The organism is Pseudomonas sp. SST3 (assembly GCF_003325755.1).
In genome coordinates, this window is the sequence record NZ_QORI02000001.1 from 436,336 (window position 1) to 449,946 (window position 13,611).

Annotated in this window: 14 protein-coding genes; 9 read left to right on the top strand and 5 right to left on the bottom strand. The window is 54.0% G+C overall.

The genetic code is table 11. The features are described from left to right. Positions 1 to 5 precede the first annotated feature (5 nt). Positions 6 to 359, bottom strand: coding sequence for an NADH:ubiquinone oxidoreductase (locus DQ405_RS02140; protein WP_168422703.1), 354 nt, complete (start codon positions 357 to 359; stop codon positions 6 to 8). Positions 360 to 449: 90 nt separating this feature from the next. Between DQ405_RS02140 and DQ405_RS02145 the strand changes: the two genes are divergently transcribed. Next, positions 450 to 1,421, top strand: a complete 972-nt coding sequence (locus DQ405_RS02145) for a CobW family GTP-binding protein (protein ID WP_168422704.1) — start codon at positions 450 to 452, stop codon at positions 1,419 to 1,421. An 8-nt stretch (positions 1,422 to 1,429) separates the two neighbouring features. On the opposite strand, the gene DQ405_RS02150 is transcribed toward DQ405_RS02145, so the two are convergent. Together DQ405_RS02150 and DQ405_RS02155 are read right to left on the bottom strand one after the other, a co-directional pair. Further along, positions 1,430 to 1,804, bottom strand: a complete 375-nt coding sequence (locus DQ405_RS02150) for a DUF3301 domain-containing protein (RefSeq protein WP_168422705.1) — start codon at positions 1,802 to 1,804, stop codon at positions 1,430 to 1,432. A 79-nt stretch (positions 1,805 to 1,883) separates the two neighbouring features. After that, positions 1,884 to 2,291: an SMI1/KNR4 family protein gene (locus tag DQ405_RS02155; RefSeq protein ID WP_168422706.1), complete on the bottom strand. Its 408-nt coding sequence runs from the start codon at positions 2,289 to 2,291 to the stop codon at positions 1,884 to 1,886. A 759-nt stretch (positions 2,292 to 3,050) separates the two neighbouring features. Between DQ405_RS02155 and DQ405_RS02160 the strand changes: the two genes are divergently transcribed. Then, on the top strand, positions 3,051 to 3,365 hold the full coding sequence (locus DQ405_RS02160) for a hypothetical protein (protein WP_041015555.1): 315 nt from the start codon (positions 3,051 to 3,053) through the stop codon (positions 3,363 to 3,365). Positions 3,366 to 3,551: 186 nt separating this feature from the next. On the opposite strand, the gene DQ405_RS02165 is transcribed toward DQ405_RS02160, so the two are convergent. Then, positions 3,552 to 4,316, bottom strand: coding sequence for an SIR2 family NAD-dependent protein deacylase (locus tag DQ405_RS02165; protein ID WP_041015556.1), 765 nt, complete (start codon positions 4,314 to 4,316; stop codon positions 3,552 to 3,554). A 50-nt stretch (positions 4,317 to 4,366) separates the two neighbouring features. After that, complete coding sequence (locus DQ405_RS27390; RefSeq protein ID WP_230697892.1) at positions 4,367 to 4,594, bottom strand: BPSL0761 family protein; 228 nt, start codon at positions 4,592 to 4,594, stop codon at positions 4,367 to 4,369. Positions 4,595 to 5,084: 490 nt separating this feature from the next. Between DQ405_RS27390 and DQ405_RS02170 the strand changes: the two genes are divergently transcribed. The 7 genes from DQ405_RS02170 (at position 5,085) to DQ405_RS02200 (ending at position 13,542) form a co-directional block, all read left to right on the top strand. Beyond that, positions 5,085 to 5,558, top strand: a complete 474-nt coding sequence (locus DQ405_RS02170; protein ID WP_041015557.1) for an antitoxin Xre/MbcA/ParS toxin-binding domain-containing protein — start codon at positions 5,085 to 5,087, stop codon at positions 5,556 to 5,558. Between the two features lie 112 nt (positions 5,559 to 5,670). Next, positions 5,671 to 6,345 carry a DUF6088 family protein gene (locus DQ405_RS02175; protein WP_230697891.1) on the top strand — a complete coding sequence of 225 codons (675 nt, stop codon included), beginning with the start codon at positions 5,671 to 5,673 and terminating at the stop codon, positions 6,343 to 6,345. 227 nt (positions 6,346 to 6,572) lie between these two features. Continuing rightward, the gene (locus DQ405_RS02180; protein WP_230697890.1) at positions 6,573 to 6,860 is read left to right on the top strand and encodes a hypothetical protein; all 288 of its coding nucleotides are present in this window, start codon (positions 6,573 to 6,575) and stop codon (positions 6,858 to 6,860) included. Between the two features lie 1,266 nt (positions 6,861 to 8,126). Beyond that, complete coding sequence (locus DQ405_RS02185) at positions 8,127 to 9,203, top strand: nucleoid-associated protein (RefSeq protein ID WP_052462883.1); 1,077 nt, start codon at positions 8,127 to 8,129, stop codon at positions 9,201 to 9,203. Further along, positions 9,203 to 10,168: a GTP pyrophosphokinase gene (locus DQ405_RS02190; protein ID WP_082041342.1), complete on the top strand. Its 966-nt coding sequence runs from the start codon at positions 9,203 to 9,205 to the stop codon at positions 10,166 to 10,168. Before DQ405_RS02185 ends, DQ405_RS02190 begins: the two co-directional genes overlap by 1 nt. Before the next feature lie 538 nt (positions 10,169 to 10,706). After that, positions 10,707 to 13,085 carry a heavy metal translocating P-type ATPase gene (locus DQ405_RS02195; protein ID WP_082041343.1) on the top strand — a complete coding sequence of 793 codons (2,379 nt, stop codon included), beginning with the start codon at positions 10,707 to 10,709 and terminating at the stop codon, positions 13,083 to 13,085. Between the two features lie 79 nt (positions 13,086 to 13,164). Continuing rightward, positions 13,165 to 13,542, top strand: coding sequence for a hypothetical protein (locus tag DQ405_RS02200; RefSeq protein ID WP_041015559.1), 378 nt, complete (start codon positions 13,165 to 13,167; stop codon positions 13,540 to 13,542). Positions 13,543 to 13,611: the final 69 nt, after the last annotated feature.

A 13,611-nucleotide genomic window follows, 5' to 3' on the forward strand; every position in this document is an offset into this window, starting at 1 on the left:
GGCCATTACTCGATAATCCACTCGCCGTCACTGGTCTGCTCGCAGGCGGGCTGGAGAAAACGCGCGTCACTGGCGACGCCGTAGTAGTGAATATCCTGCCGATAGGGCATGTTCGAGACCTGGGCGTTGCGACAGATACCAAAGGCTCCGGTGGGGCACTGATCGACGAAGGCGACTTCCACCTTCTGGTCTTTGAGCTGGGGCTGGCAGAAGCCTGATCGGAACAGCTCGGCAGGAATCGTGCGGTTCTGCTGACAGACTTTCACCTCGATCCGTTCGTCCTGGCTGTGGATAACGCAGCCCTCCGCCCACACCTGGCCGGCTACCCCGAAAAACAACAGAAAGCATAATGAACGCATCGGATGGCACCTTGATCTATCCGTCGCGACTCTAGCATGCAGGCCTAAAAACCGCTTTCAACCTGCTCATCGAATGCGCACTATCCCTAAATGCTTACCCAAATACCTACTCACCTGATCTGCGGCCCGCTCGGCGCCGGCAAGACCAGCCTTATTCGCTCGCTGCTGGCGCAGAAGCCCGTGGGTGAGCGCTGGGCCGTGCTGATCAACGAGTTCGGCCAGATAGGACTCGACGCCGCCCTGCTGAGCACTGACGAAACAGGTATCAGCCTGGCCGAAGTGGCCGGCGGCTGTCTGTGTTGCGTCAATGGCGTGCCGTTTCAGATCGGCCTGAGCCGCTTGCTGCGCAAGACCAAACCGGACCGACTGCTGATCGAACCGTCCGGACTGGGTCATCCAGCCGAGCTGATGGCGCAACTCGGCGCACCGCCATGGCAAGGCGTGCTCGCGCTGCAGCCTTGCGTGATCGTGCTCGATGCAGCGGCACTTGCGCGGGGCGATCCATTGCCGTCGAGCCAGCAGCAAGCGTTAGGACACAGTGGCTTGGCACTGCTGAACAAGAGCGAAAAGCTGAATCAGGTGGAGCGTCAGCGCATCATTGCGCGGTTGCCGCCATTGACCCTGCGCTGGACGCAGCAAGGTTACTTGCCGATCGCCGAGTTGCCGGGCATCGACCAGCATGCCGGACTCGGTGACGTCCAGTTACCTATGCCCGACGCGCCTGCTTCGTCCGAGCTATCCGGTGCTGTCTGGCTCGATCCGCAACAGCCCTTCTGCCAGAGCCAGGGCAGCGCAGACGGTTGGAGCATCGGCTGGCGCTGGCATCCAAGCCAGCGTTTCAACCTTCCACACGTTGTGCAGTGGCTAGGCAGCCTGAGCTGGCGCCGCGCGAAGCTGGTGTTGCACGGCGCCGACGGCTGGCGCTCGGCCAACGCCCTGGCTGGAGAGGCGCTGGCGTTCAAGGCCAGCGAATGGCGAAAGGATTCGAGGGTCGAACTGATTTTCGATAAACCACAGAACGAAGAGCAGTTGAAGGCGGGCATGCGTGCCTGCCGTCTGTAACGCATAGTTCAATCGTCGCGCCGCCGCCAATCGTCGATCTGGATGACCTGCCCTGAGTCTGGCGGTGCGCGAAAGGGATGCGCGTCCATCTCGATTGGCCCCGGCCGAGTGCCGAACATGACAATGCTGCCCTGATGACGCTGCTCCCCGGTCACGGTGAATTCGAAGCCATAGACCCGCGCGAAGCGGCGTTGCCCACGCGCATCGCGGATCAGCCCCAACCGACGAAACGCGACGTTACCGTCGAGCAGTTCGACATCCATCTTCTGGCAATGCCGCCGCACCGATGCCAGCGCGCGCTCGCGGATGCCGTGGGAATGCCAAAGCCAGGCGGCCGCAGTCATCAGCAGCAGAAAAATGAACAGATTGCCGAGCGTTACCATAGGCGTTGCGCCCCGCGGAGGCCCGCTGAGGCCGATAGACATTGATGCAGTGCCGCCGGCCCGCCGCTGACCAGGCCGCTCAACTTTCCAGCCAGACGTCGCGCACCCAGTGCCACACCGTTTCCCAGCTCTGGTCGGTCATTTCATGCTCCTCGCCGTCGAACAACATGACCTCCCCCTCCAGATCGACCACGTAGTAGTCAGGGCCGTCCTGACAGATCGGCAGCAGGTCGCGCTCGACACCGGCATCCCAGGCATTCGCGGCCACTTCCGGCAGATAGGTATGCGACTGCGGATCGGCGGCCGTAACCGGCTCCAGGCGGCCATAGACAACGTCACTGACCGTCAGCAGGAATTCGCGTAAGCCAAACGGCAGGTTGATCAGCAACTCTTCCTCAACCTCCACCAGGCGATCATCGTCCGGCAATTCCAGTGGAACCGGTACCGGTTCGTTGAGTTCACGCAGTTGCTCGATTACTTCTTCCACGACAGTCCCCTCTTCTGCAGTCGCCAGGAATGCGCCGTTTATACAAGCCCTTGCATTGGCTAGCCAGTACCAGTCGTGCGAAGGCGATTGTCGCTCGAAAGAACCGGCGTGTACGGCAGCGGTCTTGCCGGCTATGCCTCATCTCCGCGACGAATACCCTTTCGCCTTGGGATTAGCCTTCTGCCACGCCGCCCGGTGTGTCTGCGTAAGAAAGGTTGTCACAACCTCCCTTGATTTGAGCGATCACCAGGGGGAAAGCTACAAGATGAGATTCGGTAAAGGCTGTCACAAGACTCACCATTTCATAAAATGACAAACTTTTCCGAACAATAAAGGTTGTCACAGCGAACGGTCACACGCAGAGGAATCGGCATGCGGTCTAAAGAGCCCCAGTCGCTTACGATAGTACCTTTTCATTCCAACATCTCTGCCTTACCTATCATCATGAAACTGGCAGCAGTGCCAACTTCGTCGATCACCGCACGCCGCTGGTCTCACCCCTTGTTAAGGGTATGTCCGGTTAACAACCGCGTGATTCAGCACAGGGTATCCTTAGTGTCACGATGGAGGGTGGGCGAGCCACCGTGGTTTAACGCTATGAGTACTGGCGGCTATGGCGTTTTGATCGTTAGCGATGGATCTCACTTCCCTAGGATGGCTACGCCTTCCCTTAACTGAACCAACCATGCTGTCTACGACTCATCAACTGCCGGTGCTAGGGTAAACGATGGTGTACATGAACACAGGTGGAGGTCGCCAATGAAGATCACAGCTATGGTCCAGACTGAATCGGTTAGCGACGTTCTGTGCGACGTTTGCGGAGACAGCACGCGTATTGAAGGGTATGGATTGCAATATGGCACTCTTCGTGCTGGTTGGGGTTATGGCTCGACCCATGACGGCGAGCGCTATGAGGTCCATCTCTGCGAGCCATGCTTTTTCAGGACGATTTCGGGCCTTAGACGAGAGCGCATGGTGAACTTCATGTTCAGCGACGAGGACCAGGATCTCAGTGATTTCGGACGCGTAGCCCGGGATGATTTTTTCAATGACGGCGGTAATTCGACGTCCTGAGTTCCGACTGGTCCAGAATCTGAGGGTTTGCCAGTAGCTCCCTTAGAACGGTGGCACCAACGTCGGTGAACCAAGGCGTCGTTCATTACACCAGGACTCATACTGGACAACATTAGGAATATACGAAGGCGAGATTTCCGGCATCCGGATAAGGTCAACAGCGCCGATCGGCTTTAGTGGTGCGTATTAAGCCGGAGGGAAAGCGGCTTTCAAAAGCGCTGGCAGGACCTCGGACGCACTGCCAATCAACATCAGCTCGTTGGCACTGTCGAGGGAGACATCCACAAGATTGACATGGATCACGGTAGCTCCCGCCGCGAGTGCTATTTCCGGGATGTCCGCTGCAGGCGTAACAATGCCGGAGGTACCTACAGAGACCAGTACTTGACACGTGTTCACCATCTCTATGGCCGCCTTCCAGGGAGCCCTGGGTAGATCTTCTTTGAACCAGACGACGGCGGGCCGCAGTTTCCCATTGCAGCGTCTGCAACGAGGTGGCTCTACCTCCTGTCCATCACCATGCACCACTAGCTGCTCTTCACTCAGCTCGGCAGGCCGATGGCAGGCGAAGCATTTCGGCTGCGCAAGGCTTCCATGTAGATGAACCACACCCACTGACCCAGCGCGCTCGTGAAGATCATCAATGTTTTGAGTTACTACGGATACCTGTCTGCCTGTGGCTGCAAGTCGCGACGGCACTAGATGAGCTGCATTCGGTTGGGCTTGTGTAGTTTGATACCTTCTCCACAAATACCATCCCCATACCAATGCAGGGTTGGCACGGAACGCCTCCGCGGTCTCCAATCGCTGGGGATCGTACCTTGCCCAAAGCCCGGTAAGCTTGTCACGGAAGGTGGGAATACCGCTCTCGGCGGAAATACCTGCGCCGGTGAAGAACACCACGCTGCGGGCGGATTGCAAGGCGATGGATGCGCGCTGCATGTCGCTCATGAGTGATCTGCCTGATGATGCTTTGTAGCCGATGATAGTCAGAGCCGGTGTTAGAACTCGATGGTCGAGCTAAAAACCGGCCCAAGGCATCCTGCAGCTGCAACAGAGCTTTCTTCGATCCTGCCAGCCTGGCGCATGTCACTGGTGCTTGGAAAGTGTCGAAGTAGAAATTTGGCATCTTTTCTAATTTTGTCGGGTAGCGCGGAATCTCTCGACAATTCGACTAGAAACTCCCGCGTCTGAATCACGGCCCGGGTTCGCTCATTTGGCATGGTCATAATGAAGTCCAAGGTGATGAATGTCCGTGGGCCTCGGCGAACCCCGAAAATCAGTTTATACCTTTCTAGGCGCGCAAGTTGACTCTCGCTATCGACCGTGACCGAAGCTGTAACCTTGGCCCCAACCTAAGCCTGGCCGCGCCCATGAACGAGGTAAGGAACGGGCGGGTTAGAAGACAACCGGGGTGGTCAGGCAGAAGCGTGCGTTGTAAAAGGAGCCTCTCATTACACTTCACTTGTTCGGCGCAGCGGAGGTGGCTAGTTCCATCAGTTCTCGGCCAAGCGTCTTGCGACATCCGGCTGGCTGTCTCAATTAAGCCCCCTCGCTGAATCACATAACGCGGAGGGGCACGCTAATGGCGAGCTGGTGCGTGGTCGACACTGGTTCTGAGCAGAGCAATACTACATACCCGTGCACCTCTCAATGCTGAGCGCAGTGTGGATCAAGTGGAGCCAACGTCTTTTTATGTCGCATTTGGAGGAGTCCGCTATGGTTGCTTCCGGCACGCGTGTCGATAGGGTGGTGCTCGCCGTCCGCAAGCCTACGGAGTACCTCCTCCGTAGGGACCCTGCACTGCTCAGCCCGGTTATGGTCTATAAACTGACTGCCGAGGGCTTCGAGATAAAAGATGTGCAAGACATGATTTCGATTTCCGATCTCTACTCGGCGGAGAAGATCCTGAGCCGCATCGTTGGCAAATCCACTAGGACGATCCAACGACAGAGCAATGGTAATCAAACTGTGCGTCTCAGTTCCCTGCAGAGCGCCGTGGCCTTTCAATACGCGACGGTTCTGGAGCGCGCGACCAAAGTGTTCGGTACTCAAAAGCTAGCCGAAAATTGGCTGGGTCGGCCCTGCGGATATTTCGATGGAGAAATACCATTAGACGTTGTCGGCAATCCTGTGGGGTTTCAAGTAGTAAACGACTACCTAGAGCGCATTGAGTACGGGGTTTATCAGTAGGGTTCATTGCGCGGTCGGGCTCAAGCCACACACTGCACGTCGGGACCTTTTGCCTGACGGCTGGAGGGTGCGTCACTTTTTCTACCTGATTTGGGCGATTTGAAGGGTATTCATGTCTGTCGCAAAAGCTATCTCGAACAGAGTGAAGCACATGCGAAAAGGGCGGCCTTTTTCGCGCAAGGTTTTCGTGCAGGTAGGTTCTAGAGCTGCGGTTGATAAGGCGCTTACAAGCCTAGTCAAAGCAGGTCTTCTGGAGCGTGTAGCCCGCGGCATATATATGCGCCCAAAGATGAGCGGATACACCGGTCGCAGAGTGCGCCCCAATCTGCTGGACATTATGATGGTTCGTGCCAAGGCAAACGGCGAGACAATCCAGATACACGGAGCGGAGGCTGTTAGGAGATTGGGCCTCAGCACCCAAATGCAGGTCGTGCCGACCTACTACACCAGCGGTACGACCCGCGAGATAAAAGTTGGCAACGCGGTGGTTCGCCTCCAGCATGTCTCCAGCGCGCACCTCCAGCATGCCGGAACGAAGCTAGGAGCGGTTCTCATCGCTCTCTATTACTTAGGGAAAAAGGGATTGTCCGCCCAGGTAGTTTCCAAGATCACCGATACTATGAGCACAGAAGACTTGCATAAGCTCAAAGCTTGCAGAATGCCGGTATGGATGCGGTCGGCATTGCTGGTCGGGGTTAAAGCGACGCCGCCCCATGCTTCGGCCGCCCCGAAAGCGATCAACCTCAATGCAAACATTTGCCATCTTCAGAAATCCGTTGAGCGTTAGCAGTAAGCAACTATTTACGATGGGCGTCTATCAGCCAATTGCCGTCATTCGTTACTGGCTGCTAACGGCCATAAGCAATGGATGGACTCCCCCTCGCCTCGGCATCTGAGTGCCAGACTGGAGGTGCGAACCACAGTTAACAGCGAGAGGGAGTCCACACACGAAGCTTATGCGCATTGGGGTCGACTTGGCCAAGAACGTGTTTCAGGTACATGGAGTCGACTGCCATGAGAAACCGATTTGGCGGCAGCGCTTATAGCGAGAGCATTGGTTGCAAACACTGCTGGCGAAGACTGAACCATGTTGCGAGATCGGCATGGAAAATTGTGATGGTGCTCACCATTGGGCGCGGCAACTTGAGGCCCGTTGATTACCGGGTCAAGCTAATTGCATTTCAGTTCGTCAAATCTTATGTCAAAAGCAACAAGAACGACGCCAACGATGTCGAGGCAATCTGTGAGGCGGTGAGCCGTCCCAGCATGCGTTTTGTATCGATCAAAACGGTTGAGCAGTAGCACATTCAGGCGACGCATCGCATTCGTTCTGTCCTGATAGAACAGCGCACGGCCAAGGCCAATCATATTCGTGGGTTGGTCTCTTAATACGGCCTTATAGCGCCAGAGGAGTTGCTGTCGCTACGTCGCGCAATGCCTTAGGCGTACAGAGCTCTTTCAGTACGCAGCCTTGGCAGGGACTGTCAGATTTTTTGTGTTCGGGCCGTTAAGGCCTGTCGCCCTGTCAGGCGGGAAGCAACGTACTTTGGCCTCGATCCTCACCTTGAATGAAGCGCTTCATGGTTGACCCTTGCGATGGAATTCTCAAAATCATAGCAAGGGTTCGACCAGACGTTTTCACACCCTCTGGGCCGACAGCTGTTTTTGCGATACCGGTTCGCGGTCAGCGGCTGCCGCTGCCGCTGCCGCTGCGAGAATCCAACTAAGAGACGAATTGACCAACCTTCCGCTTAATTTTCAGGGCGATACAGTCCTGATCCTTCTCAATTATCAAATCATCGCCCTGCACCCAACCAAGCGCTTCGAGGAGCTCCGATGGAAGCTCCACCATTAAGTCTCCTGAACCGTCTCCAGGATCTTGGCATACAACTTGCCACCGATCTGATTTAGTAGCCATCGCACTGCTCTTAGGTTTTTGAGCAGTCAGTATGGCAGTCTCAGCACAGTAGGTGATAGAAGCTCGCGGTCGTCGGGCTGCCTCGAGGACTGTCTGCTTTCGGCCCAAGCGGTGTAAAAACTCCGGTCGAAAACTGAAGTGCGCAGTTCTACGTCAATTCTGAAAGAGCAGCGCTGCTCACATACCAAGAATTTACGTACGAACGCGATTTAAAGGATGCTTTTTTCATCAGCCGAGCTGGTCTTGGAGTTCTTACGCAGCCTCAGCCGGTTTCTGCCTGTCGCCACTGACCGATATCGGGCCAAGAGCTGCCTTTCGGAACCGATTGAAATCGACCCAAAGCTGCCGGTGGCGACAGGCAGAATCCGCCCAGAAACGGGTGGTAACTCCTTGAAAATACGAAAAATAAATCAGCCCCTTTCTCCACTGAGAATCGCCACCAAATCGCGGCCCGTTGCTATGTTCCAACCGGAGCGAAACGCGTCGACTCACTGCGCTACAACGTGTAAGGAGCGCCGAATTCTGTCAATGTGAGCGCCTAGCGGTTTTTGGGTACTCATATTTGAAAGACTGAGGCTGCTCATGCAATGCACGGTTAGAAACATAAAACTCTAAAACCAAGAAATATTCCGGAATCTGATAGGGACATTATGAGTAAGTTTGAATTCGAAGCGCTCACCATTGAGCGGATGATAGCGCATACGATTTTCCCTCGAACAAAAGATGGACTATTGGTTGATCCTCAACTGTCCAATGACTTAATTCCGCTGGATGTCGACTCTAGGGATCTGGTGCAAATTAGAGTGACGGATGCCTTAGGCAGCGCATCTCATGGGATAGAGGTTAATGTCGAAAAGTCAGATGACGGTTCATTCATGCAAAAAGCCGCTGCGATTATCAGAACGAATGATTTTGATTTTGTAGCTAAATCCAAAGTAATTGCGAGTGACCTAGCTAACGTCCAAACTAATCCCAAATGGCCTGGTGGGGTATTGATCGTATTAACTGGCAAGGTCGGCAAAAATCAAAGCCCGTATGCTGCAGTTATTAAAGCTGAAACTGATAAAGGCTTTAATATTGAAGAGGTAAACGGCTCCGTCAGCTTGACACTTATTAAGAAAATGCTCTTGTCTCAAACACAGCGCCTGTACAAGATTGGGATCGTTGTTGAGATCTCTTATCAGGCTCCGGTGAAAAACCTTTATTCGCCGGAGAATTACAGATATTTTTTGTTTGATCACCTGCTCACCAGTACCGAAACAAAATCCGCAGCTGCGTATTTCTATAATGCTTTTTTGGGCATGAATATCCTAGGCTCTTCTAAGTATCAGACTCGGAAGTTTTATGAGGCGACCAAGACATTCATTAACGCACTTCCAATAAGCACTTCAGAGCGCGGTACTTTATTGGAGGCGCTACGCTCTGATCTGCGCAGCAATAAAGGGACTATGTCGATTGCTACATTTGCGGAAGAACACCTCCCTATGGAGCAAAGAGAAGAGTACAAGAAAACGATGTCCGCAACCGGGCTGCCTGACACGGCGATGATAAAAGATCTTGCTTACATTAAAGCGAAACTACGTCGGCCTCGTAGAATTGATTTCAGTACGGGTATCAAAATTCAGGTTCCAGCAGATGTTGACTTTGGCGAGCATGTCAAAGTGGAACATCAAGCCGGAGGCTATACACAAGTTCGAATAAAGGGCGTAGTCGAAGGGCAAGAGTAATGGAACTCGAGGAATTTAGAGATCGACTGACAGATGCCCAGCCTAGCTTGCGAGGATGGGGGGACTTTGTACGTGAAACCGTTAAAGCGATCTCTAAAGCCGAAAGCATAACTCTTCAAATACTGAGCAGTAGAGTCAAAGAAATAGACTCTGCGATTGGCAAGCTGTCGAGAAAGCCTTACAAGAATCCAATGTCCGATATGACAGACCTCGTGGGTGTTCGAGCTGTTTGCCTGCTTAGTCCGGACGTTGAAAAGCTGTGTTCTTCGTTGGTATCACATCCAGTATGGAAAATCCAGAAATCTCGGGATACCTCTAAGGAGTATGAGCAAGCTCCAGAAAAATTTGGTTACCAATCCCATCATTTTGAAGTGCGTGCTAAAGTTGACCTTAATGCTGATGGGGTTTTCATCCCCGCAGATACGTGTTGTGAGCTTCAAGTAAGAACCTTGATGCAGCACGCTTATGCGGAGGTAGTACATGATAGTATTTACAAAAGCGCTTGGGGAGCTCCTAGTAGAGCGATCAGGTTTGTTTCAAGTAGTGCGGCCCTGATAGAGACGGCGGATCATCTTTTTTGTGAAACCATGAATGTTTTAGAATTGGAGACTAAGTCCCGTGGCGAGCTGCTAGAGCAGCTTACGGGGCTTTACGATTCGAAAATAAACATCAAGGGGTTCAAAGATCAAAAATTCAACATGATGGTTTTGGAAGAGCTTAAAGATCTCATTGATGATGAGACCGTTCCAAAGCTTTCAGCGTTTCTAGATGAGCGGAATTACATTCCTGGCAGGATAAGTGATAGGGTCAGCTCTGACGCATTCTGGTCTCAGCCAGTTTCAATGCTGGCATATTTTCTAGTGCATGATCATTCATATCGGGTAAAAGATGCGTGGCCATTCTCTGAGTCTGAGGACGCGTTAGCTATGGTTTACAGTGATCTGGGGAAAAAGTTTGCAAACTAAGAAGCTTTGCTTTTGCCTTCAAGTTTGAAAATCCTTCTCAGATACATTCGGCGCATATTTCATCATATTGTCGATTTGAATCTCGAATCTATTTGTTCGTTTCGTCTCCCGAGCCTAAGTAATCAAAGCTAGCTCTAACGCCTGATCGTAAGCGCCCCCGTAAATTCTGCGTGTGGCGGCCACTAGGTCTGATTTGGCAATACTTGGCTCCGCTGCAGAGAGCACTTGGTAATACCGTGCAACCTTCTGATGCGGGGCATTTAATGGAAAAGGGGAAGCTAGGACAGACCGTCGCCTTTTGGGCCGATAGCAGTCGGTCACGACGAACCGTTAAGCAGTTCGGCCCGTGCCGGGGTGGTTTAAATTCCGTCCTCAAGACCTACCTTACAAAAAAGTAATCATTAACTAAGTCTCTTGTCAGGAGGCAATCCGTATATTGAGAGGTCAGAGGAAACGAGGCGAACCTTGAGCGCCTCGCCGGTATGGTTGCCAAATGTAGTCACTCACGAGCCGACACTAGCTGTAATAGGAGCTTCCGATGCCCCCCGATCACAATGCACCCCAGCCTGCCAGCGCTCAGGACCCCAAAATGGTCCGGGACCCAGTCTGCGGAATGCAGGTCAAGGAGGACAGCCAGTACTACGAGCTGTATGAAGGGAACACTTTCCGATTTTGCAGTCAGGGTTGCCTTCAGAAGTTTCACGCCAATCCTGCGCAATATTTCGAAGCGCCGCATGGCGCTAGTGCTACGCACACGCATACGCATACGCATACGCATACAGTTTCTAGCCAGCAAGCCCCTGCTGGCGATGCGACTACCGAATACACCTGTCCGATGCATCCAGAGATTCGTCAAATGGGGCCAGGTGATTGCCCAATTTGCGGGATGTCGCTGGAGCCGTTGATCCCCGAGCTTGATGAGGAAGAGAACCCAGAACTGAAGGACTTTTCGAAGCGATTCTGGTGGTCACTGCCACTGACCGTCGCGGTGACATTGTTGGCCATGGCGGGACATGCGATACCGTTGTTCCACGGGGAGAGTCAGAATTTGATTGAACTGGCTCTCACGACACCGGTTGTATTGTGGGCAGGCTGGCCGTTTTTTAAGCGCGGTATCGCCTCAGTTAAAAATCGCAGCCCCAACATGTGGACATTGATTGGGTTAGGTACGGGAGCTGCGTATCTCTACAGCGTTGTGGCAACTGTCTTACCGAGCATATTTCCTGAGTCCTTTTCTGTTGGCGGCCGAATAGGCGTCTACTACGAAGCCGCTGCGGTCATTATCTCTCTGACGCTCTTAGGGCAGCTGCTCGAGCTGAAGGCACGCTCGCAGACCTCTTCCGCGATCAAGTCCCTGCTTGGTCTATCGCCCAAAACAGCTCGCCGTATCGCCCAAGATGGCACCGAGGAGGACATTCCGCTCACGCATGTTCACGAGGGCGACCAACTGCGCGTACGTCCCGGCGAAAAGGTACCGGTGGATGGAGAGGTAGTAGAAGGCGAGAGCGCCGTGGATGAGTCCATGCTTACAGGTGAGCCCGTCCCGGTGACGAAGCGAGCAGGCGACACGCTCATCGGCGCGACGCTGAATACGAGCGGCTCGCTTGTCATGCGAGCCACTAAAGTCGGTTCCGGCACGATGCTTTCACAGATCGTCCAGATGGTCGCCAATGCGCAAAGATCAAAAGCACCGATGCAAAGAATGGCAGACAGGGTGGCAGGCTATTTCGTGCTCACGGTCATCTGCATTGCCTTGCTTACGTTCTTTGCATGGGGCTTTTTCGGGCCCGAGCAGGGCTGGGTGTTTGGTCTGATCAACGCGGTTGCGGTTCTCATTATTGCTTGTCCTTGTGCGCTTGGCTTGGCAACGCCTATGTCGATCATGGTTGCGACGGGTAAAGCGGCTGGAAGTGGCGTTCTTTTTAGAGATGCAGGCGCCATCGAGAATGTTCGTAAGGTAGACACGCTGATCGTCGATAAAACAGGAACCTTGACTGAGGGCCGACCTGTCTTTGATCGGGCAATAGGCGCTACGCCATTTGATGCTCAAGAAGTCATCCGCTTATCTGCCAGCCTGGATCAGGGCAGTGAGCATCCACTAGCCGACGCAATCGTAAGCCACGCGAGGAGCGAAGGTATCCAGCTTGTGAAGCCAGAGACGTTCGAGTCTGGATCAGGGATCGGAGTCCGTGGCCTTGTCGAAGGCAAGCAGCTGCAGCTTGGCAACACCGCGCTTATGGAAGAAGCGGGTGTGAGCGTCGAGCCTTTGAAAGATCAGGCAGAAAAGCTGCGCGAGAGCGGTACCAGCATTATTTACCTGGCTGTTGACGGGGCGCTTGCCGGCTTGCTGGCTGTATCAGATCCGATCAAACCCACCTCAAAAGAAGCCGTAGCTCGGCTCCAGGCCGAGGGCGTGCAAGTCATCATGGCAACCGGCGACGGGCATACGACCGCCCGAGCGGTGGCTCGTGAGCTTTCAATTGAGGAAGTGCATGGTGAGGTAAAGCCGCAGGACAAGGAGGCGCTTGTGGTTAAGCTCCAAGCCCTCGGTAAGGTAGTCGCCATGGCAGGCGACGGAATCAATGACGCTCCGGCACTCGCCCGGGCTGATGTGGGCATAGCAATGGGCACGGGGACCGACGTTGCGATGAACAGCGCCCAAGTTACGCTGGTTAAAGGTGACCTGATGGGGATACTGCGCGCGCGGGCGCTTTCGGTGGCAACAGTCCGCAATATGCGACAGAACCTGCTGTTTGCCTTTATGTACAACGGACTTAGTATTCCAATTGCAGCGGGCCTGCTCTATCCATTCTTTGGGCTGTTGTTGTCTCCGATGATCGCTGCTTTGGCCATGAGTCTCAGCTCGGCATCAGTAGTCTTTAATGCGCTCCGGCTCCGTCAGGCACATGTCGTTTGACCGCTTTCCTACCAAGGCTTGCGTCAGAGCGACCGTTTGCCTCATTGATCAGTTACGCGTTGACCGTTAGGCTTCTAATATGAAGTACTCCATTCGATCCTTGCTTATTCTGCTGCTAGTGCTTGCGCTTCCGATCAACGGAATGGCGCAATTGCTCATGCCGGCAGGATCCTCGGCGCATCACTTGATGCCTGATATGGAAGGCATGGGCGCCATGGGGACCAGCCACGCTCTGATGGTCGGCACAGACGGCACTGAGCCGGAATGCTGTGAGGCGCACGAGGAAGGGAATATGACCGTCTGCAAGACGGGGCAGGAATGCAAGACCGCCAGCCTCCTTCAGATTGTCGCTTCGAAAGCGCAGGTTATCCCTTCTGCCAAGCCTGTACCTGCACCCTATAACGACCAAGTCCCATCCGGCCTTCTTGACGCCGTCTGGCATCCACCCCGCGTCTGATTCCTATCGAATTCTAGGAACCGCCCGAATGTGAATTCGGGCCGGCTACCGCGCGCCTTTGGCTCGCAT